The following is a 22,423-nucleotide window of genomic DNA, read 5'->3' on the forward strand; positions in this document are numbered from 1 at the left end:
ACCAGATTTGTCGCAAAGTTCGCGGCAGGTCCAATGTCTTTATGGGAAAGGCAAGGAAGCCTTAAGGGAAAGGATTGAACATGAAACTCTCTCGTCCAGCAGGCGTCATCGCGGTCGCTTCCGCGCTCGCCATGCTTCTGTCGGGTTGCGGTGGCGGTGGCAATAGCAACGCCGGCAGCGATCAGTTCGACAAGAACGCGAAAACCGAAATCACCATGGCCGGTTGGTCTCTGAAGATGACCCCGGAATTCCAGAAGCTGGCGGACGCCTTCCACAAGGCATACCCCAACGTCACGGTGAAGCTCAAGGAGTACAGCGCCGATGACTACGACAAGCAGCTGACCGCCGACATCTCGGCGAACGCGCAGCCCGATGTCTTCCCGCTCAAGAACATGCAGAAGTACACCACCTACGCCCAGTCGAAGGGCCTGGCCGACCTGAGCGACGTCGCCAAGCAGTACACCAACGACAAGAACATCGACGTGTCGATGTACAAGGCCCAGGATGGCAAGTATTATGGCCTGCCCTACCGTGCCGACCACTGGGTCATGTTCTACAACAAGGACATGTTCAAGAAGACCGGCGTCAAGGAGCCCGACGGCACCTGGACCTGGAACGACTACACCAAGACCGCCGAGGAGCTGAAGAAGAAGCTCCCGGCCGCCGGCTATGACGCCAATTCCGTCTACCCGATGTACCAGCACAACTGGCGCTCCGTGGTCATCTCCTTCGCCCTGGCGCAGAACGGCCAGCCCGCCGAAAAGACCTACCTCAAGGACAACTTCAGCTACACGCTTCCTTATTATCAGCGCGCGCTGAAGTGGCAGGACGAGGGCCTGACGATCAACTGGAACACCTCCTTCACCAACAAGGTGCAGTACCAGGCCCAGTTCGGCACACAGAAGGCCGCCATGATGCCGATGGGCACCTGGTACGCCGCGGCGTTCCTGAGCCAGCAGAAGACCGGTGACGCCCAGAAGTTCGATTGGGGCATGGCTCCGGTTCCGCAGAACCCGAGCAAGAAGCTGCCGAGCACGCCGATCACCTTCGGCAGCCCGACCGGCCTCGCCGTCTCCTCCAAGATCAGTGGCCAGAAGGCCGCCGCCGCCAAGAAGTTCGTCGAATGGGCCGTGGGCCAGGGCGGCGCCGATACGCTCGCCAAGCTGACCACCACCCCCGCCTACATCAACAGCAAGATCACCAACGACTTCTTCTCCGCCGAGGGCATGGCCACCGACCAGATGTCGAAGGACGCCTGGGGCAAGTTCGACATGAAGCTCGAGCAGCCGGTGAGCTCCGCCACCGACACCATCGAGGACATCCTCGACAAGACCCACTCCTCCATCATGACCGGTTCGCAGAAGCCCGCGGCCGGCATTAAGGAGGCCGAGGACAACATCAAGAACCAAGGTGTTCTCGACCAATGATTGAGTCATAAGTCACCCTCGGTGTCCGTCAGGCTCTGAAATCTGGCGGATGGGTGACTGGATCGGCGGCCCAGGCTGGTTCGTTCGCGAACGGTCGGCTTGGGCTGCCGGTTCCATGTACCGACACATACGTATATATGCGGTCTTTTTATATGTAGTCTTTTTAGAGAGAAACCCGGGAGCTTGGCAAAGAAGCCATTGAGCGTTGCTCCCGCGAGGAAAAGGAGGAAGCAGCGATGTCAGATGCAAATGCTGCGGGCTCTGCCATAGCGAAGAAGCATGCCGTGGTGGCCCCCGCCAAACCACCGAGAGGGGGCGCGAGAGGAAGGATCGATAGCAGGGCGATTTCGCACCGCAACCTTCGCAATGGCCTGATCTTCATCGCACCGAACTTCATCGGCTTCATCCTGCTGACGCTGTTCCCGGTGCTTTCGCTGTTCTATATCGCGTTCACCAAATGGTCGGCGTTCGGCCTGCCGGTGTTCAACGGCCTGAAGAACTGGACACGTCTGTGGGGAGATAAGATCTTCTGGCAGTCCGTGTGGCACACGTTCTACTATTCGCTCGTCCACATCCCGCTGACCCTGGCGATCGCCTTCGGTCTGGCGGTGCTGCTGAACTCCAAGCTCCGTGGCCGCTCGTTCTTCCGCACGGTCGCCTTCCTGCCCTACGTCACCTCCATGGTGGCTGCGGCGCAGGTCTGGGCCATGCTCTTCGACCCTAAGTCCGGCCCGATCAACCAGTTCCTGAAGCTGTTCGTGGGCGCCGGCAACACCCCCGGGTGGCTCGGCTCCACCTCATGGGCCATGCCTGCCGTCATCATCGTGGGTACCTGGCGCGAGGTCGGCTACTACATGATTCTGCTTCTGGCTGGCTTGCAGACCATACCTACGGAACTATACGAGGCCGCCGAACTTGACGGCACGAACGGGTGGCAGCGATTCTGGCACGTCACCGTGCCGATGATGCGCCCGACGCTCTTCTTCGTGATGGTCACGCTGACCATCGGCTCGTTCAAGATCCTTGACCTCACCTTGATCATGACCAACGGCGGTCCTGGCACGACCACCATGGTGCTCGCGCAGTACGTCTACAGCGTGGCGTTCGACCGTGGCGATTACGGCTACGCATCGGCGGTCTCGCTGGTGTTGCTGTTCATCTGCATGGTCGTGACCTTGATCCAGTTCTGGTACAACAACTCGAAGGAGGACTAATACGATGTCCGCACAAGCAGTCTCTCCTCAGGTCGCTGAAGTCACCGACGACATCCCGTTCAACAAGCAGAGGCGTTCCCCGCTGAAGGTCGTGGGTATCGTCATCGGCTATGTCGCGATGCTCGCCGTGGCGGCGTTCACCCTGCTGCCCTTCGTCTGGATGTTCCTCTCGTCGGTCAAGCCCAACAACGAGGTCTACGCGGTCCCGATCAAGTGGTTCCCGTCCTCCTGGCAATGGCAGAACTACATCAATATCTGGACCAAGTCCGATATGAAGGTGTGGATCCTGAACACCATCTTCTTCGCGGTCATCGTCACCGCCCTGCAGGTGTTCACCGGCTCCTTCGCCGCCTACGGCTTCTCGAAGATTCCGTTCCGCGGCCGCAGCACCCTCTTCCTCATCTACATCGCCACCATGGCCGTGCCGTGGCAGGCCTACATGATCCCGCAGTTCAAGATGATCTCCGCCGTCGGCCTCTCCGACACCCGTTGGTCGATCATCCTCTTGCAGGCGTTCGGCGCGTTCGGCGTGTTCATGATGAAACAGTTCTACGACACGATACCCGAGGACTTGTCGGAAGCGGCGAGAATCGACGGGCTGAGCGAGTTCGGCATCTACTGGAAGATCGTCCTCCCGCTCTCCGGCCCCTCCATCGCGGCGTTGGCCATCATCACGTTCACCAACACGTGGAACGACTACATGGGTCCGTTGATCTACTTGCGCAGCCAGAACCTCTACACCATCCAGCTTGGTCTGAAGCTCTTCATCTCGCAGTACAACGCGGATTACGCGATGATCATGACCGGCTCCGTCATCTCGGTGCTGCCTATCATCATCGTCTTCCTCATCGGCCAGAAGCAGTTCATCCAAGGCATCGCGACCTCCGGTATGAAGGGCTGATGAAGGTGAGGATGGCTTTTCTCCCAGCGGGGGATGGCCTGGCAATATAACTGGAAAGCGAGAATCCGATGCGCGCCCGGCGCGGCGAGGTGTTGCCGCCGGTGCGCATCGGATTCTTGCGTGTTCGACATGTTTTCGCCACCACGACGATAGACTTGGTGGAGTCTTGGGATTTTGGCGTGTTCGTGGCATCGTGGTGACGAGCGGACGGGAAGGTATGCTCATGGCGGCATCCGGGGATGGAAAGCGGCACAGCATCGGCCAGGCGTTTGGCGTGGTCGGCAACAATGTCTACGTCCTGCTCATGGCGGGATGGTGCATTTTCATCGGCATCAGCCCGCTGATCGTCATGTGGCTTGTGGTGCACGACATCAGCTATTACCCGTCGCTCACCCTGGCTCTGGCGCTGAGCTCGCCGGGCATCGCCGCCGCCTTCGCTCTCTTCCGCGACCAGCCGACCTTGTTCGGCCGCGCCGGCAAGCGCAAGGTGCAGATGGTCGACCACGGCTACAAGCTCCCCGACTGGATCGCCGGGCCCTACGTCGGCAGCGACCAGACCGCCGCCTGCATACGCCCCTATTTCAGGGCCTACGTGCGCCTGTTCCCGCGAGCCATCCTGCAGGGCGCGATTTACGGATTCTTCATCTTCTCGTTCTCGTATTCGATGCAGATCATGATGCAGATCAACCTCGGGGCGATGATGGTGCCGATTCTCTCGGTGTGCATCCTCTTCCTCATCCAGGCGCTGCTGGTCTCGCTGATTCTCATCGTGGAATATCCGTACGCGAAATGGTATGCGGTCGTCAAGAACGGCGTGCTGCTTTCGGTGCGCAGGCTCTACATGATCGTGGTGGACGCCGTGGCCGTCATCGGCTATTTCTGGGGGATGGCGAGCTATCCGATCCTCACCGGGCTGATGTTCACCGGCATCATCTGGTACATCATCTGGGCCTCGGCGCGTTGGCAGGCCGACGTGTTGTTCGAGGCGCTGGCCAGGCAGAGCGGCGACGAGAAATTGGTCGAGCTTTATACCGGCGACAGCGAGAAGCACCGGGGCGGCCGGGGCGGTGGCAGCGGCATGTCCGGGCTGTTCTCGGCCATGAGCGACTACCAGCAGTGAGCGGTTGGCCTTGGGCGGTGGGCCTTGGCCTTTGGCGTGGCTGGGATTCCGTCGGTTTATGGTTTTGTGATTTTGGATTTGATGATTGACGGATTGGACGCGAGGTGGCGTTGGCGCAATGATTGAGCTGCTGATCAATGACAGGGTGAACCCGGTGGATTTGCGGGCCGACGAGCCGCCGGTGCTGCGCTGGCGCGATGATGGCGTGGAATCGGGCGGAGACGTGGTGGCCTACCGGGTCGTCGTGGCCAGCAGCCGCGAGAAGGCGGCCGCAGGGCTTGGTGACGTGTGGGACAGCGGCGAGATCCGAGGCGATGGATTCGAAGGCGTGGTGTTGAGCGGCGTGCCCGCCGAGCCGTCGAGACGGTACTGGGTCGCCGTGCGTTTGTGGAGGCGCGATATTGAGACCACCGATGACCGGGGAGCCGCGTCAGACGTTCGGGTATCGGACCATCGGGACGCTGGTTCGTGCGACGAGAATGAAAAGATTGTGGATGAGGGCTGGAACGCCCCCGCGACCTTCGGCACCTGGCCCTCCGAGCAGTGGCGCGCGACGCCGATTTGGGCCGATGCCGCTTCCGTTCCTCAAGACGCTGGAAACTCGCGTGGCTGGGCCTTTATGCGCTCCGAGTTTGTGTTGCCCTCGAAGCCCGTGGCGTGGGCCACGCTCTATGCCACCGGCGACTCCACGCGTCCGGCCCGGCAGTTCGTCTATCGCCTGTGGGTCAATGGCTCGTTTGTGGGCTGTGGCCCGGTGTTCCCGATTGGTGACGAGGCGCGTGTGGATGGCTACGATGTCACCGCGCTACTTCATCCGGGCGCCAATGCCTTGGGCGCGTTGGCCTATGCGCTTGATGCCCAGCGTTTCGCGGCCCAGCTCGATGTCGCCTTCGTGGACGGCGAGGTCCGCCATTACGCCACGTCACGCGATTGGAAGGCGATGCCGGGCAATCTCGTGTATCCCGATAGCGCGTCGATTGGGACTCAATATTTTGAGGCCCCGGCTGAGAATATAGAATCCGCCTATTATCCCTTTGGATTCACGCAACCCGGATTTGACGATTCCGCATGGCCGTCGGCCGTTGAACGACCAGCGTTCACGCGCCTTGAGCCAACTCCCACTGACAAGATGCTGTTGCGACACAATCCTGCCCGATTGGTTTCAAAACTGCCGGACGGCGGTGTGATGCTCGACTTCGGCGGCACCCAGATCGGAGGGTTGCGTGTGCGGCCCTGCCTCGCCAATCCAACGAGGCTGACGATACGGTACGGCGAGGTGAAGAACGACGACGGGACGGTGAGGTTCCATCTCAACACTGGCAACGTCTATGAGGATTGCTGGCATCTTGGTGGCGCGATGGCGGGTGGTCAGCGCCATGGTGATGGTGAAGATGGCGAAGCTCGTGACGACAATGGTTCCGATGGTGCGCAGGCCTTGGAAACATGGGGCATGAGGGTGTTCCGTTATGTGGAGATTCACGCCGTGCCTGAAACCTCGGCGATGGATGCGTCGACAACATCCGTCGATGATCTGAACGTTGCGGAATTGCTCGCTTCCGGCCAACTCGACGTCACGTCCTCCGCGCTCGTCTACCCGAAAACGACCGATGCCGCCATGTTCTCGTCCTCGGATCCGACGCTCAACGAGGTCTGGTCGCTGTGCGCGCGGACGATTGAGGCGTGCAACGGCAATATCTACGCCGATTCTTGGACCCGCGAGCGCGCTCCCTACGAGGCCGACGCATGGATTCAACAGCAATGCCACCTCGCGCTCGACGACGCCCCATCGCTGGGTCGCTACACGATCGACTACCTGATCGCCAACCGCACCTGGCCCACCGAATGGCCGATGTACCTCATCCTCGCGGTGCACGATTGGTGGATGCATACCGGCGATGATTCGCAGGTCGCCAACCAATACGAACGCCTCAAAACCTTGCTGCCCGAACGGTTCTGGAACGAGGAATACGGGCTTATCGTCAAGGATCCGGGCGAATCCAGCCACACCGACGGCGACCTGGTCGATTGGCCGCAGAGCGAGCGCGACGGTTTTGTCTTCGGCCGCGTGAACACGGTCATCAACGCCTTGGCGGCTCAAACATACAGCGATATGGCCGATTTGGCGCGGATTCTGGAACAGAACGAGGACGCCGACCTGTTCTCGCAACATGCTCAACGCATCCGTGACGGCATCAACACGTGGCTCTATGACGAGGAATGTGCCGTGTACTGCGATGGCTTGGTGGATGTGCCAGGGCGCCGGGACACCGAGCGAAATGATTCGTTTGCGGTCGCTCGCGACGATGATGATATGACCGGCGAAGGGGAGCCGGGTGACGATGATGCAAGCCTGATGGACACCGTGCGCATCACGCACCACTCGCTGCACGCCTCCGCCTTCGCCTTGGCGTTCGCGGACGTCCCCGACGACCGGATCTCGAGCGTGGCCGACTACCTGCGCTCCCGTGGCATGGCGTGCAGCGTCTACGTGGCGGCCGTCTATCTCGAAGGCCTCTACCGCAACGGTTTCGGGGCGGACGCCGACGCGCTCATCGCCGCTCCGGCGGGCTTGCGGACCTGGGGCAACATGGTGCGCTGGCAGGGCGGTGGCACCATGGAGGCTTGGGATCCGAGCCTCAAACCCAACCTCACCTATTCGCATCCGTGGGCCGCGTCGCCGGCGTATCTACTGCCGGAAGGGATGCTGGGCATCCGTCCGCTGGAGCCGGGCTACAGCCAGTTCATGGTCATGCCCCAGCTCGGCGATGTGCGGGAGGCTGAGGTAAAAGTCCCAGTCCGTACGGGCGTCATCGGCGTGCGTTGCGAGCGTGTGGGCAGTGGTGCGGTCTCGTTGGCCGATGGCCACACCGATTCTCCTGAATTAACTTCGAGCGGGTGTATGCAGATCACTATTGATGTGCCCGCGAATTGCATCGCCGAGGTCGTGCTTGCACCGCAGGCCCAAGGCGCAGTGGATATGGTGCTGGTCGACGGCCATCCCAGCTCGACTGTGCCGGTCACGCAGCCTATGAATATCGCGGGCGTGCGTTGCCCGATGGGCTCTCTGGCCGTGGGTGGACTCGAGGCGGGGCGTCATGTGGTGCGTAGCGTCGCGCTGCCGTAAGGATCTCCAAGAGTTCTGGAACCATGTTTGAGCTTCTATATCCCCTATTTTCCTCAGAGAAGCCGTTAAGTAGGTGTTTTAGGGATTAAGTGGGTGCCTACCGGGAGCGGAAACAGCAAAAATAAGACATTTCAACCGATGTTTCCGCAAAACAGACACCCACTTAACCTCCGAGGCACCCACTTAACGCCCAATCCGTCCCAGACAACCATTTTGGTTGGCAGCTGTGGCGAGGCTAAGCTCCGATACTCGTCTTTGCTCCAGTTCGACTCAATTAAATGAGATCTCGCGTCGTCTTCTTTGCCTTCTCCCGCTTCACCACCATGACGCAGACCAGCAGGATGATGGCGAACACGGTGCCGAGCAGCAGTCCGGCCTTCAAGTTGTCGCCGTTGGCCGCCGACACCATACCGACCAACGTCGGCCCGCCGGCGCAGCCGAGATCGCCCGCCACCGCGAAAATGGCGAACATGAGCGTGCCGCCTCCCGGCATCTCGGAGGCCGCCAAGGAGAACGTGCCGGGCCACATGATGCCCACCGAGAACCCGGTGAGTCCGCAGCCGATGAGCGCGAGCACCGGCGAGGGGGAGAGCGCGGCGAGCAGGTAGGCCGCGATGCACAGTATGGAGCTGGAGATGATGAAGACGATTAAATTGATGCGGTCGCCGAAAAGACCGTAGATCGTGCGGCTCAGCGCCATCATCAGCGCGAAAGCGGCGGGCCCGGCCAGGTCGCCGATGATCTTCTTGACGCCCAGCCCCGATTCGGCGAAGGCGCTCGCCCACTGGCTCATGCCCTGCTCGGAGGCCCCGGCGCAGAGCATCATCATGAAGAAGATGTAGAACATCGGTTTGGCCAAGAGGTCCTTGAGCTTCATCGTCGCCACGCCTTCGGGCACGATGGAGGGCATGGGCGCGGTGGCGAACAGGACGATGCCGATGATCGGCACGATGGACCACAGGCAGGCCAGGATCGGCCAGGAATGCATGCCGAAGACCCAGAGGAAAAGCGTGGAGATGATGACCGTGCCCAGCTGCCCCCAGCAATAGAAGGAGTGCAGCAGACTCATAGCCTTGGCCTTGTGCTTGGTGGGGCAGGCCTCCACGATCGGCGAGACCATCACCTCGATGAGCCCGCCGCCCAGCGCGTAGAAGACGAGCGCCAACAGGATGGCGGGGTAGGGGTCGGCCACGTGCGTGGGCACCAGGCCGAGGACGAGCAGGCCGATGGCGGCGAAGACGTGCGCGGCGATGATGCAGCGCTTGTAGCCGATGCGGTCCACGTATTTGCCGGCCAGGATGTCGACGACGAGCTGCGTGGCGAAGTTGATGGTGATGAGGTTGGAGATGCGCAGCATGTCGATGCCGAGCGTCGAGGCGAAGGTGACGAAGAGCAGCGGCATGAAGTTGTTGACGACGGCTTGCGCGATGTAGCCGTTGAAGCAGGCCACAAGCGTGCGGTCGTAGCCGTTTTTGAGCGTTTTGCCTGAGGCGGTGGCGGTGGCGTCCGTGCCGGTCTGTTCCATTGCTATATCAACCTGCTGTTCTCGTCTTGTCTCTCGTGCCGCCGGATCATCGTGCCGGCCGCGTGCGTGGTCTTCGATGGCCTGCGCCGCATATTCAGTATGGCATAGTCCGTTTTTGGATTCAAACATGGCAACCGTGGCTTGCCGGCTCAGGTGAGTGCCAATGGTTCCTCTCTATCTGTTTTCGTTATCCTTAAGAATTTGCGTCGAGGCTCGGCAGGCGTTGTGTGGCTTGGTAAATGGCGATTGAAAAGTACAGCCAAGGCAAGAATCCCATTTTGTTGTACACAAGGAATTTGCTTGTCGAAGCGATAGAAAGTCATGGCAAACGATGGAAAAATACAACGCGACGTATACAAGAGGTGCACAATAGGCTTATCTCAAACAAAGGAGTTGACTTGACGAAGACAAGCACAAAGCTGTCCGGACTCACCAATTGCGGTGACTATCTGGATGTCGACACCAATGGCGCGAAATTCCGCGTCTATCTCATCGATGAGAACATCATCCGCATCCGTTCCACCTTCGACGAGGATTTCGCCCCCGAACTCAATTACGCGCTGGTCAAGACCGCGTGGAGCGACGCCACCGACGAGCTGATGGCCGACGAACGTCAGCGCGTCACCCCCATCGCCATCGACGTGAAGGACGAGGACGATGGCGCCAAATCGGTGAGCACCGGCAAATACAAGCTCATCATCGAGCCCGACCCGTTCGCCTTCCGCGTCGTCGACGAGGACGGCAACGAGGTGCACGCCGACCTGCCCGGCCGCTCCTTCGTGCGCGACAAGTTCGGCCACACCTACCACTATTCGAAGATGGGCGACAACGACCACTTCTACGGCTTTGGCGAGAAATCCGGCGAGCTCAACAAGATCCGCCGCCGCATGCGCATGCACAACACGGATTCCCTGGGCTGGGACGCCTCCAAGTCCGATCCGCTCTACAAGATGATCCCCTTCTACATCGATTTCGATTCGAAGCGCAACCTGGCCAGCGGCCTCTTCTACAACTGCTCGGCCGACTCCACCTTCGACATGGACTCCGAGCACTCCAACTACTGGCTGCGCTACAGCTACTTCAAGGCCGAGGAGGGCGACGTCGACGTCTTCTTCATCGGCGGCCCCACCGTCAAGGACGTCATCGAGCACTACACCGACCTGACCGGCAAGACCGCGATGATGCCGCTGGCCTCCCTGGGCTACATGGGTTCGACCATGTTCTACTCCGAGCTTGACGAGGATTGCGACAAGGCCATCGAGGACTTCGTCGACACCTGCAAGCGCGAGGGCGTGCCCTGCGACGGCTTCTTCCTCTCCTCGGGCTACACCTCCAAGCCCGACGGCAAGCGCTGCGTCTTCAACTGGAACCACAAGCGCTTCCCCGACCCGCAGGCCTTCGTCACGGACCTCAAGGGCAAGGGCGCGCTGCTGGCCCCCAACGTCAAGCCCGGCATGCTCTTCGAGAACGACTGCACCGAGGAGTTCGACGACGCCAACGCCTTCGTGCGCACCTCCGACGATTCGGCCTCCCAGGTCGACCGCTACTGGGGCGGCCCGGCGCATTTCCCCGACTTCACCAACCCCAAGGGCCGTGAGCTGTGGGCCAAGAACATGACCCGCGCGCTGCTCGACCTCGGCATCGATTCCATCTGGAACGACAACAACGAGTACGAGATTAACGACAACGACGCGATCGTCGACGCCGAGGGTCAGAAGCGGACCATCGGCGAGATGAAGCCCTTGATGAGCACGCTGATGGCCAAGACCGCCCACATGGCCTTCGCCAAGAAGGACCCGAAGGTGCGCCCCTACGTCATCAACCGCGCCGGTTTCGCGGGCATCCAGCGTTATGCCCAGACGTGGGCCGGCGACAACGGCACCAACTGGACCAACCTCAAATACAACGTGCCCACCATCCTCGGCATGGGCCTTTCGGGCGTGGCCAACCAGGGCTGCGACATCGGCGGGTTCGACGGCCCGGCCCCCGAGCCGGAACTGCTGGTGCGCTGGGTGCAGAACGGCATCTTCCAGCCGCGTTTCTCGATCCACTCGTGCAACACCGACAACACGGTGACCGAGCCCTGGAGCTACCCGGCCTACACCAAGTACATCGCCGCCGCCATCCAGCTGCGCTACAGCCTGGTGCCCTACTTCTACTCGCTGCTGCACGAGGCCGCCACCACCGGCGCCCCAATCATGCGCGCGTTGGTCTACGAGTTCCAAGACGACCCGAAGGCCTGGGACGAGAGCTTCGAATTCATGCTCGGCCCCTCGCTTCTGGTCGCCAACGTGCTCGACAAGGGCGCGACCAGCCTCGACGTCTATCTGCCGGCGGGCACCCGCTGGTATGACCTCAAGCGCAACGTGTGGATCGACGGCGGCACCACCATCACCATTCCGGTGGACATGGGCTCGATCCCGATGTTCCTGCGTGACGGCTCCGTGATTCCGCGCTGCCCGGGCCTGATGAACCTGCACAACGACGTCATCGACCACCTCGACCTGCTGATCGAGCCCGACGCCGACGCCACCTTCACCCTCTACGAGGACGACGGCGTCTCCCGCGACTACGAGTCCGGCAAGTATCTGGAGACCAAGATCTCGATTGCCAAGACCCGCAAGGGCGTCACCGTCGATTTCAAGCGCTCCGGCGATTACGAGACGCAGGTGAAGAACATGAAGCTCTCGGTGCTGTGCAGCACCGTCGCCCCGCTCGACGTCACCATCGACGGCGAGACGCTGCCCCGCTTCCTCGATTCCGAGAAGTTCAAGCAGGCGGGCGCGGGCTGGTTCTACAACGGCCAGGATCACCAGGCCATCGTCAAGTACCGCAACCCCTCGCAGAAGGATTACCGCGTGGAGCTCGGCTTCGGCGTCAAGGACCTGATCTCGATCTGAGCCCCGTGCGAACCGCAAACTGTTCCCTATAAGAGAAAGAAGAAAAAAGAAATGAGCAACAACGAGGCGCCCGCAACCGGCGCGACCTCCGAGGACCTCCAGAAGGAGGAATCCGAGGAAGTCAAGAACTTCAACCTGCCACGGTGGCTTGCGGGCTATCTGGCCTTCTGGATCATCATGTCGATCGGTTTCGCCATGGTCAGCCAGATCCTCCTCCCGCAGAAGATCAAGGACCTCGGCACCGCCAATCCGACGGCGGCCCTGGGCACCATGACGGCCGTCGGCTCGATTATCGCCCTGGTGGCCAACATCATCGTCGGTGCCCTCTCCGACTTGACCAAGTCGAAGTTCGGCAAGCGCGCTCCCTGGCTCTTCTGGGGCGCCTGGTTCACCCTGGCCTTCTACCTGCTGATGGGCTATATCGGCGTGCTGGTGGGCCTGACCATCACCTTGTGGCTCTCGAAACTGAGCTTCAACATGATGAACTCGCCAATCTACTCGACGGTCTCTGATCGAGTGCCCGAGAAATACCGTGGCACCATATCCTCGGCCATCGGCTTCGGCAACACCTTCGGCCTGGCCATCGGCGCCTGGGTCGGCGCGAAGTTCGTCACTAGCGTCAAGCTTGGCTTCACCATCTCGGCCATCCTGATGTTCGTCTCCGCCATGCTCTTCCTCGTCATCATCCCGCGCGACAAGAGCAACAAGGACGAGCCCATCGCCGACAAGGGCGAGAGCGTCTGGCACCACCTCGTCTACTCCTTCACGCCTCCGCTGCACGCCCCTGATTTCTGGAAGGCGTTCTGCTGCAGGACCCTGCTGCTCCTCGCCATCCAGATGCTCGCCGGCTACTGGCTCTACATCTGCCAGGATTACATCGGCCTGCCCAAGGTCACCGCGGCCAAGGTGGTCTCCACCCTCGCCATCCTGCAGATGATCGCCTCGATCGTCGCCATGTTCGTCGGCCCGATCTCCGACAAGATCCACCGCCGCAAGCCCATGGTCGTGCTCTCCGCCGGCCTGGCCATCATCGGTTTCATCGCCCCGATGGTCATGCGCAGCGTGCAGGGCATGTATGTCGCGGCGCTCTTCGTCTCGCTCGGCCAAGGCATCTTCATGGCCATCGACCAAGCGCTCAACGTCGACGTGCTGCCCAGCAAGGAGAACGCGGGCAAGGACCTCGGCTTCATCAACGCGGCGACCACCGCCGGCCAGTCCGCCGGCATGGCCCTCACCTCGGCCATCGTCAGCGCCACTGGAACCTACACCTACATCTTCCCGATCGCCATCGTGATGGCGGCCCTCTCGGTCGTCTTTGTGCTCTCGATCAAGTCGGTGAAGTAAGAGACATCGCAGGTCTCGAGGCCTTCGCGGCTTCGTGATCCGCGATCGATATCAAGACGAAGGAGTGGCGGCCAGGCCCTCGTAGGTTTGGCTTCCATTCCTCCTTTCCCCCCGAAGCGGGCCATCCATCGGATACGGTGGGTGGCCCGCTTTGTCGTCGTTCATCCTCGTGGTCCATGTCACCTTGGCTGGAAGTCGCGCTGAGTGGCAATCATGTGGGACGATGTGTCCTCTGTTGATATGTTGTCTTGGGCAATGCCGGAACGGGAGGGGTATTGTCTCGTCGCCCTGCAACGTTGCCATTTGGCCGACCCCACGTCGGGTTCGCGCGGCACAATAGTCTTATGACTGAAAACGCAACTGATTCAAGATCTGAACTGCCCAAAGACGTCCGTGTTCGCTTCTGCCCGTCGCCCACCGGAACCCCGCACGTCGGCATGGTGCGCACCGCCCTGTTCAACTGGGCCGAGGCGCGGCACACGCACGGCACCTTCGTCTTCCGTATCGAAGACACCGACAACGTGCGAGACACCGAGGAGAGCTACAACCAGATTCTCGACGCCCTGAACTGGCTTCACCTCGACTGGGACGAGGGCATCAACGTCGGCGGCCCCGACGGCCCGTACCGTCAGTCCGAGCGCGGCGATATTTATCGCGACGTCGCGGCGAAATTACTTGAGGCCGGCTATGCCTATGAGTCCTACTCCACCTCCGAGGAGATCGAGGCGCGTAACGTCGCCGCAGGCCGCCCGAAGGCGTTCGGTTACGACGGCTACGACCGCAACCTGACCGACGAACAGAAGGCCGCGTTCAAGGCCGAGGGCCGCAAGCCCGCGCTGCGCATCAAGATGCCCGACGAGGATATCGCCTTCGACGACCTTATTCGCGGCCACATCGAGTTCAAAGCTGGTTCGGTTCCTGATTACGTCATCGTGCGACCGAACGGCGACCCGCTTTACACGCTCACCAACCCGGTCGACGACGCGCTCATGCGCATCAACGTCGTGCTGCGCGGCGAGGATCTGCTGAGTTCCACGCCCCGCCAGGTCGTGCTCTACCGTTACCTGATGAAGCTCGGCATTGCCAAGGAAATGCCGCTCTTCGGCCACATGCCCTACGTCATGGGCAAGGGCAAGAAGAAGCTCTCCAAGCGTGATCCGGAGTCCAACCTCTTCCTGCACCGCGAGAACGGCTTCATTCCCGAAGGTCTTTTGAACTATCTGGCGCTGCTCGGCTGGTCGATTGCACCCGACCGCGACGTGTTCAGCATGGACGAGATGGTCGAGAAATTCGACATTCGCGACGTGAAGGCCAACCCGGCCCACTTCGACATCGACAAGGCCATCTCCATCAACGCCGAGCACATCCGCATGCTCGAGCCGCAGGACTTCCTCAACCGCTCCGTGCCGTATCTGCACCACGACGGCGTCGTTTCCGCCGATTCGTGGGACGAGCTCACCGACCGCGAACGCACGATTCTCACCGCCGCCGCACCGCTGGTCCAGCCGCGTGTACGCCTGCTTGGCGAGGTCGCTGGCATGGCCGGAAGCCTGCTGAGCGAGGACGAGTACATCGAGCCCGCCGACGACGCCCGCAAGACGCTCAAGGACTCCGCGCCCGAGGTGCTCGACAAGGCCATCACCGCGCTCAGCGACGTCGCCGAGGCCGATTGGAAGACCGACAACCTCCACGAGACGCTCAACAAGGCGTTGGTCGAGGACGGCGGTTTCAAGCCGCGTCTGGCGTTCGGCCCGGTGCGCGTGGCCATGTCCGGCCGCCGCGTCTCTCCGCCGCTCTTCGAGTCCATGGAGATCGTCGGCAAGCCGCTGACCCTCGCCCGTCTCAAGGGTCTGCGCGAGCACCTGTGACGTGCTTACGATGACACCGAGAATAGGCCATTGACATTTTGTGTGTGGCTTATTCCTAGCGAAACCTATAATTTGCGCCATAATTGGGCTGCTTGGCTGGTGTCAGTGGCTTGTTTATGGCGCAAACTTGTGATTCCGCCATATTTGGGCCACTGAGGAGTCGTGGGTGGCTTATTTATGTCGCAAATTGTTAGTGTCGCCATATTTGGGCTGCTTGGCTGGTGTCAGTGGCTTGTTTATGGCGCAAACTTGTGATTCCACCATATTTGGGCCGCTGTGAGTCTGCGGATGGCTTGTTTGTGGCGCAATTGATATCAAGGTGGCCGGCAGCAGGCTGACATGGCTGTCGCCGGATTTCGCGGAGGGCAACACGCCGAGTTGCGTTTGGCCCCTCGCTCCTATAGACTACTACCTTGTTGCCCTCGCGGGCAGCAAGTGAGTAAGCCTCCATCGTCTAGCGGTCTAGGACTACGCCCTCTCACGGCGCCAACACCGGTTCAAATCCGGTTGGAGGTACGAAGTGCTATAGTGGTTTACCGGCTACGGCACCAAGCCAATTGGGGTATGGTGTAATTGGCAACACGGCTGATTCTGGTTCAGTTGTTCTTGGTTCGAGTCCAGGTACCCCAGCAAAGATGCAGAGCCTCGCAGCCTTCGGGTTGCGGGGTTTTCTTGTTTCAGAGTGGAACAACGCAAGCTATTGGCGAGAGGCTAGGCAATGACTGATCATTCACGCGTAAGCAAGAACTCCTCGCGTCCACGCATCCAGCCGGCGCAATCCTGGGACACGCGCCCGGTCTCCGTCTCCGCGCGTCTGGGCCGTCTGCAATTCCATGATTCCGGCAAGTTCCGTGTGCTCGTCGCCGCCGACATCCAGGACGGCCCGAAGATCAACGGCGACACCATCAAGCTCCTCGCCGCCTCGCTCGACGCCGTGCGCCCCGACCTCGTCATCTTCACCGGCAACCAGATCGCCGGCTATGACAAGGCCTACGACCAGACCTTCCGCAAGCGCACCTGGACCCCGCAGAAGTGGTCCATTGGCTCGCAGGCCACCAGCCGCCGCGACGAGCGTCTGGAGCACACCCGTGATCTGGTGCGCCAGTCCATCGGCCAGTTCGTCGCCCCGCTCAACGAGCGCAACATCCCGTGGGCAGTGACCTACGGCAACCACGACTTCCAGTGCGGCCTGAGCAACGCTGAGCTCGACGCGATCTACCGCGAGTTCCCCGGCTGCCTCAACCCCGAACCCGCCGTCGCCCACTCCAACGCCCCGCGCAAGCAGCCCGGCAGCGGCCTGCCCGACCAGCCCATCTACGATTGCGAGCCTGGCACCTTCGCGCTGACGGTCTGCGACGTGGAGCGCAGCCACACGGTGCTCGGCCTGGTCATCTGCAATTCCGGCGATTACGGCAAGCTCGGCGGCTACGGCGCCCCCACGCCCGCCGCGCTCGAGTTCCTCAAGACGATGCCGAAGACCATCGGCGCGAAATCCATGGTCTTCCAGCACATCCCGGTGCCGCAATACTATGATCTGCTCAAGGAGGTGCCGGCCACCGCGGCCCACGCCGTCGAGGGCTATCGCACGTTCGCCGGCCACAATTACGTGATCGACGAATCCAAGACCCTGCCCGGCAGCTTCCTGGGGGAGGGCGTGAGCTGCCCCGACACCGACACCGGCGAATTCGGCATCCTCAAGGCCTCTGACGGCTATTTCGCGCTGCTCGCCGCCCATGACCACCGCAACCGCTTCGTCGGCACGCACGACGGCCTGACGCTCCTCGCCACGCCCACCTGCGGTTTCGGCTCCTACGGTCCGGCCCCGGCCCAGCGCGCCACCAGGCTCGTGGAGTTCGACATCAGGCACCCCTACAACCCCCGCACCCAGCTTCTGGAATACGGCGAGCTGGTGGGCAAGCCCGGCTCCCACAAGGCCTACACCTACGCGCTCAACGGCGCCCCCGACGCCGCCGAGGAGGGCACGAACCTGCTGCGCCGCCCCAAGCTCATCGCCCAGCTGCTGCGCAAGATGCACCTTAAGAAATAGTGGCCATGGCCATAGCGGCTATAAAGGCCTGGCTTCGTTGACATTCCGCGCTTTCCGGGCGTGGTGCCTTTACATGCCTGAATGGTGTTGACCCAATCCCATTTCATGATTATGGCAACGCCTACTTAGTGATTATGGTATTCGCTACTTTAGGATTATGGTATTTTCTACTTAGTGATTATGGTAAAAATTAAAGCCGGTCAGGATTCCGAAAATATATTTCCATGACACGGGGCATTGTGCCATTTGCTTCATCTTCGTTCCGCGCGAGAATCAATAGGTTATTTCGCAGCCCAATCTTTTCGTGGGACACTTCCGACCGATAAGTGGGTACTTTGGCGGTTAAGTGGGTGCCGGTTTCGCTGAAATGCCTATAAAAATGGGCTATTTTTGAATGTTTTCTGATGAGAGGCACCCACTTAACCGTGCAGGCACCCACTTAACCTGAAACTGCGGGGATTCAGTTACAGTTGGAGCCCAAGGCGACGACAGCCGAACCTTGGGCTCCGTGACATCTACCGTCCGGCGCTGGCCTTGAGCAGCGCGTTGGTGAGGTATTTGCCGCCGGCCATCACGAACGGCGCGTAACGACGGCCCGGGGTGGGGCCCATGCGCCCGGAGGGGCCGGAGATGGAGATGGCCGCGATGACTTGGCCGGAGGCGTTGCGAATCGGTGCGGAGACCGAGCAGACGCCCTCCTCGCGCTCGTTGACCGAATCGGCCCAGCCGCGACGGCGCACGGAGGCCAATGTCGAAGTCGTGAATTTCGAGTGGCGCAGGCCTTGGTGCAGGCGTTCCGGGTCTTCCCAGGCCACGAGGATCTGCGCGGCGCTGCCCGCGTGCATGGAGAGCATGGCGCCCACGGGGATGGAGTCGTGCAGCCCGCTGGCCCGCTCCACGGCGGCGATGCAGACGCGCTGCTCGCCCTGCCTGCGATAGATCTGGGCGGATTCGCCGGTGCGGTCGAGCAAGGTCTGCAGGATTGGGCCGGCGGCGGTCAACAAGCGGTCTTCTCCAGCCGCAGCCGCGAGTTCGGCGAATCTGGAGCCAAGCACGAAGCGGCCATGCTGGTCGCGCAAGACGAAACGATGACGCTCCAAGGCGATGGCCAGGCGGTGCGCGGTCGGACGCGCGAGCCCCGTGGCGGCCACGAGCTGGCCGAGCGTGGAAGGCCCGCTTTCCAGGGCCTCGAGAATCTTGACGGTCTTATCGAGGACGCCGACGCCGGAATGAATCTCCTCATCAGGCGCGATGTCGCCGGTGATGGGGGTGCTGCGTTGCTTTTGCGCGGCATGGGGTTGCCGTGCCGGCCTGGAATCCTTCGATGCTGAGTTCATACGCAATTATTATACAGATGCTTGGTTCGTCTCACATAGCGAAACGCCGATAAAACCCAGTTCCTAAGCCGTTTTGATGGACGTAAATGCCGCATCGTCTCATATTTCGAACCATTTGTGTCCACATTGTTGAACAACACCGATACTCGGAATTATGTAAGGCCACGAAATCCGCGTGGCGTCATCTCCCGGGAGACGGCCCGGGGTTCTTTCGTAGGAGAGTGTATGGCAAGCACATTGGCCGAAAAAGTATGGGCCGATCACCTCGTACGGCAGGGGGAGAACGGCGCCCCCGACCTCATCTACATCGATCTCATGCTCATGCACGAGGTCACCAGCCCGCAGGCGTTCGAGGGCCTGCGACTGGCCGGGCGCAAACCGCGCCACACCGACCTGCTGATCGCCACCGAGGACCACAACACCCCGACCTTCAACATCGACCAGCCCAACCCCGACAAGGTCTCCGCCATCCAGCTCAACACCTTGGAGAAGAACTGCAAGGAGTTCGGCGTGCGGTTGCATCCGCTGGGCGACGCCGACCAGGGCATCGTCCACGCCTTCGCGCCCAACCTGGGGCTCACCCAGCCGGGCATGACCATCGTCTGCGGCGATTCCCACACCTCCACGCACGGCGCGTTCGGGGCGCTGGCCTTCGGCATCGGCACGAGCGAGGTCGAGCACGTGATGGCCACGCAGACCCTCTCGCTCAAGCCGTTCAAGACCATGGCGGTCAACGTCGAGGGCAAACTGCCCAAGGGCGTCACGGCCAAGGACATCATTCTCGCGATCATCGCCAAGATCGGCATCGGCGGCGGGCAGGGCCACGTCATCGAATACCGTGGCGAGGCCATCCGCTCGCTTTCGATGGACGCGCGCATGACCATCTGCAACATGTCGATCGAGGCCGGTGCCCGTGCGGGCATGATCGCGCCCGACGAGACCACCTTCGAGTACTTGAAGGGCCGCCCTCACGCGCCGACCGGCGAGATGTGGGACCAGGCCGTGGCCTATTGGAAGACGCTTAAGACCGACGACGACGCGACCTTCGACAAGGAGGTCACCATCAACGCGGCCGACCTCGCGCCCTACGTCACCTGGGGCACCAACCCCGGGCAGGGCTCGCCGATCACCGCCGACGTGCCCGACCCGGCCGCCATCGCCGACGCCGAGGACCGCCAGTCGGTCGAATCCGCGCTCGATTACATGGGCTTGAAGCCCGGCACGCCGATCAAATCGATTCCGGTGGACACCGTGTTCATCGGCTCCTGCACCAACGGCCGCATCGAGGACCTGCGCGCCGCAGCGTCGGTGATGAAGGGCCATCACAAGGCCAAGTCCATCCACCGCGTGCTGGTGGTGCCCGCGTCGTCGCGCGCCCGCCTGCAGGCCGAAAAAGAGGGGCTCGACAAGGTCTTCGCGGACTTCGGGGCGGAATGGCGCAACGCCGGCTGCTCGATGTGCCTGGGGATGAACCCGGACAAGCTGGTGCCGGGCGAGCGCTCGATCTCGACCTCGAACCGCAACTTCGAAGGCCGCCAGGGCAAAGGAGGCCGCACCCATCTGGCCTCGCCGCTGGTCGCCGCCGCTACAGCCATCCGCGGCACGATCTCGAGTCCCGCCGATCTGTGATGCATCTCTGCACGTTTTCCATTGCCGAAAGCGATTCGGTGATGGAAAATGTGCAGGGACTCCAGTGAAGCCAGTGAATGTACGTGTTTAAGAAGGAAATTGTTATGGAGAAACTTACTGTGGTGACCGGCGTGGGCGTGCCGCTTCGCCGATCGAACGTCGATACCGACCAGATCATCCCGGCCGTCTTTTTGAAGCGCGTGACCAAGACCGGTTTCGAGGACGCGCTGTTCTACGCGTGGCGCCGCGACCCTGATTTCGTGCTCAACAAGCCCGAGTATGCCAAGGGGCAGATTCTCGTGGCCGGGCCCGATTTCGGCATCGGCTCCTCGCGTGAGCACGCCGTGTGGGCGCTCAAGGATTATGGTTTCAAAGTGGTCATCAGCCCGCGCTTCGCCGACATCTTCTATGGCAACACCGCCAAGAACGGCGTGCTGGCCGCGATCATGCCGCAGGAGAGCGTCGAGCTGCTCTGGAAGCTGCTTGAGGAGGAGCCCGGCCGTTCGATGACCGTCGACTTGAAGGAGCGCACGGTGACCTGCGGCGACGTGACGCTGCCTTTCGAGGTCAACGATTACACGCGTTGGCGCCTGATGAACGGCTACGACGACATCGACCTGACGCTGCAGCACGAGGACGACATCGCCGCCTACGAGAAGATGCGCGCCCAGCGCTTCCCGTTCAAGCCCAAGACGCTGCCGGCCAAGCACGCCCCCGAGGAGCCGGTCAGCTCCGCGCCTGAAGTGGACGATTCGAGCTGGGCAGGACCGATAAAGGCATAGCCCAGTGGGCTATGCCTCGGCCCTGCGTGAGCGGAATCGCGAACTAGGAATTGAGTCCGTCCCGAATGGGGCGGTCTCTAATTGCAGGACAGGACCGATAAAGGCATAGCTGATTTTTGAGTTCGGACAATATGTCGGGCCTCCTTCCTGTTGAATCGACAGGATGGAGGCCCGAATGTTTCTCAGTGCAGCTGAATCGTACTCAGAAGTTCATGCTGAGCGCGATCTTGCCCTGCGGGTGGTTGCGCACGGCGAATTCGATGGCCTCGGCGATATCGGTGATGGCGAAGGTCTTGTCGATCACCGGCGTGATGGCCTTGCTTTCGGCGAGTTCCTTGATATAGGGATATTCCTTCTTCATCTGCGCGAACCCAATGCTGCGCAGCGATTTGCCGGTGCCTTCGAAACACTCCTTGCCGCGCTGCCTGGCCTCGCCCGACTGCTGCATGCCGCCGACCGGAATGTAGACGCCACCGTCGGCGAGCAGGTCGCGGTACTGCTCGAGCGTCGCGTAACCATTCACGGCGAGGATGCAATCGTAGCGGTCGCTTGACTTGGTGAAGTCTTCCTTGGTGTAATCGATGACCTTGTCCGCGCCGAACTTCTTCACCAGTTCGATGTTGTGGGTGCTGCACACCGCGGTCACCTTGGCGCCGAACGCCTTCGCGACCTGCAAAGTGAAAAGGCCTACACCACCGGTGGCGCCGTTGATGAGCACGCTTTGCCCCGGCTTCACGTCCCCAAGACGCACTTCGCTCAGCGCGACCTGCGCCGCGGCGGGCAACGTGGCCGCCTCCTCGAAGGTCAGGTTTTCCGGCTTCAGGTAGAGGTCGCCGTCGTTGATGACCGCGTATTCCGCCCACGCGCCGATGAGCATCGGGGTGGCGCCGAAGACCTCGTCCCCAGGCTTCACATCGGTGACGTCGCTGCCGACCTCTTCGACCACGCCGGCGACATCGACGCCCAGCACCTTGCCCAGCGCGTGGATGACGTTCTCGTCCATGTTGCGCATCATCGGGCTCATCTCCTTGCCCATCACCGGCTCGATGAAGCGCATGTAGTCGGCGAGGTTGAGCGATGAGGCCTTCACCCGCACCAGAATCTGGTTGTCGGCCGGAGTGGGACGTGCGGTCTCCTCAACGGCGAGTGAGTCTTTCGGAGCGCCGAAATCCTTGTATACGATGCCTTTCATGGGATGTCCTTTC

14 protein-coding genes and 2 tRNA genes are annotated in these 22,423 nt (G+C 61.4%); 13 read left to right on the forward strand and 3 right to left on the reverse strand.

Annotated elements, in window-relative coordinates:
* The first annotated feature begins 80 nt into the window (after window positions 1-80).
* From OZY47_RS01095 to OZY47_RS01115, 5 genes are all read left to right on the forward strand, one after another.
* Window positions 81-1,427 carry an extracellular solute-binding protein gene (locus tag OZY47_RS01095; RefSeq protein WP_277178118.1) on the forward strand — a complete coding sequence of 449 codons (1,347 nt, stop codon included), beginning with the start codon at window positions 81-83 and terminating at the stop codon, window positions 1,425-1,427.
* A gap of 236 nt (window positions 1,428-1,663) precedes the next feature.
* Entirely contained in the window at window positions 1,664-2,641 is a 978-nt protein-coding gene (locus OZY47_RS01100; RefSeq protein WP_277178119.1) for a sugar ABC transporter permease, read from the forward strand.
* Window positions 2,642-2,645: 4 nt separating this feature from the next.
* Window positions 2,646-3,542 (forward strand): carbohydrate ABC transporter permease, encoded by an 897-nt coding sequence (locus OZY47_RS01105; protein ID WP_277178120.1) that lies wholly within the window; start codon window positions 2,646-2,648, stop codon window positions 3,540-3,542.
* Window positions 3,543-3,765: 223 nt separating this feature from the next.
* The gene (locus OZY47_RS01110) at window positions 3,766-4,662 is read left to right on the forward strand and encodes a hypothetical protein (RefSeq protein ID WP_277178121.1); all 897 of its coding nucleotides are present in this window, start codon (window positions 3,766-3,768) and stop codon (window positions 4,660-4,662) included.
* 118 nt (window positions 4,663-4,780) lie between these two features.
* Entirely contained in the window at window positions 4,781-7,786 is a 3,006-nt protein-coding gene (locus tag OZY47_RS01115) for a family 78 glycoside hydrolase catalytic domain (RefSeq protein ID WP_277178122.1), read from the forward strand.
* A 274-nt stretch (window positions 7,787-8,060) separates the two neighbouring features.
* On the opposite strand, the gene OZY47_RS01120 is transcribed toward OZY47_RS01115, so the two are convergent.
* A complete protein-coding gene (locus tag OZY47_RS01120) occupies window positions 8,061-9,311 on the reverse strand; it encodes an MFS transporter (protein ID WP_277178123.1) in 1,251 nt (416 codons plus the stop codon).
* Between the two features lie 398 nt (window positions 9,312-9,709).
* On the opposite strand from OZY47_RS01120, the gene OZY47_RS01125 reads away from it, so the two are divergent.
* From OZY47_RS01125 to OZY47_RS01150, 6 genes are all read left to right on the forward strand, one after another.
* Window positions 9,710-12,211 (forward strand): TIM-barrel domain-containing protein, encoded by a 2,502-nt coding sequence (locus tag OZY47_RS01125; protein ID WP_277178125.1) that lies wholly within the window; start codon window positions 9,710-9,712, stop codon window positions 12,209-12,211.
* Between the two features lie 51 nt (window positions 12,212-12,262).
* The gene (locus tag OZY47_RS01130) at window positions 12,263-13,555 is read left to right on the forward strand and encodes an MFS transporter (protein ID WP_277178126.1); all 1,293 of its coding nucleotides are present in this window, start codon (window positions 12,263-12,265) and stop codon (window positions 13,553-13,555) included.
* A 344-nt stretch (window positions 13,556-13,899) separates the two neighbouring features.
* On the forward strand, window positions 13,900-15,423 hold the full coding sequence (gltX, locus tag OZY47_RS01135; RefSeq protein ID WP_277178127.1) for a glutamate--tRNA ligase: 1,524 nt from the start codon (window positions 13,900-13,902) through the stop codon (window positions 15,421-15,423).
* 443 nt (window positions 15,424-15,866) lie between these two features.
* Window positions 15,867-15,939: transfer RNA gene (locus OZY47_RS01140), tRNA-Glu, on the forward strand.
* Window positions 15,940-15,981: 42 nt separating this feature from the next.
* A tRNA-Gln gene (locus OZY47_RS01145) sits at window positions 15,982-16,053 on the forward strand.
* 88 nt (window positions 16,054-16,141) lie between these two features.
* On the forward strand, window positions 16,142-17,470 hold the full coding sequence (locus tag OZY47_RS01150) for a metallophosphoesterase (protein ID WP_277178129.1): 1,329 nt from the start codon (window positions 16,142-16,144) through the stop codon (window positions 17,468-17,470).
* Window positions 17,471-17,985: 515 nt separating this feature from the next.
* Here the strand turns inward: OZY47_RS01150 and OZY47_RS01155 are convergent.
* Window positions 17,986-18,735, reverse strand: coding sequence for an IclR family transcriptional regulator (locus tag OZY47_RS01155; RefSeq protein WP_277179023.1), 750 nt, complete (start codon window positions 18,733-18,735; stop codon window positions 17,986-17,988).
* A gap of 297 nt (window positions 18,736-19,032) precedes the next feature.
* Between OZY47_RS01155 and leuC the strand changes: the two genes are divergently transcribed.
* Window positions 19,033-20,436, forward strand: a complete 1,404-nt coding sequence (gene leuC, locus OZY47_RS01160) for a 3-isopropylmalate dehydratase large subunit (RefSeq protein ID WP_277178131.1) — start codon at window positions 19,033-19,035, stop codon at window positions 20,434-20,436.
* Window positions 20,437-20,540: 104 nt separating this feature from the next.
* The gene (gene leuD, locus OZY47_RS01165; protein WP_277178133.1) at window positions 20,541-21,218 is read left to right on the forward strand and encodes a 3-isopropylmalate dehydratase small subunit; all 678 of its coding nucleotides are present in this window, start codon (window positions 20,541-20,543) and stop codon (window positions 21,216-21,218) included.
* Between the two features lie 202 nt (window positions 21,219-21,420).
* On the opposite strand, the gene OZY47_RS01170 is transcribed toward leuD, so the two are convergent.
* Complete coding sequence (locus OZY47_RS01170) at window positions 21,421-22,410, reverse strand: NAD(P)-dependent alcohol dehydrogenase (RefSeq protein ID WP_277178135.1); 990 nt, start codon at window positions 22,408-22,410, stop codon at window positions 21,421-21,423.
* Between the last annotated feature and the right edge of the window lie 13 nt (window positions 22,411-22,423).

This window comes from Bifidobacterium sp. ESL0790 (assembly GCF_029395435.1).
In the GTDB taxonomy this organism is placed as follows: Bacteria; Actinomycetota; Actinomycetes; order Actinomycetales; family Bifidobacteriaceae; genus Bifidobacterium.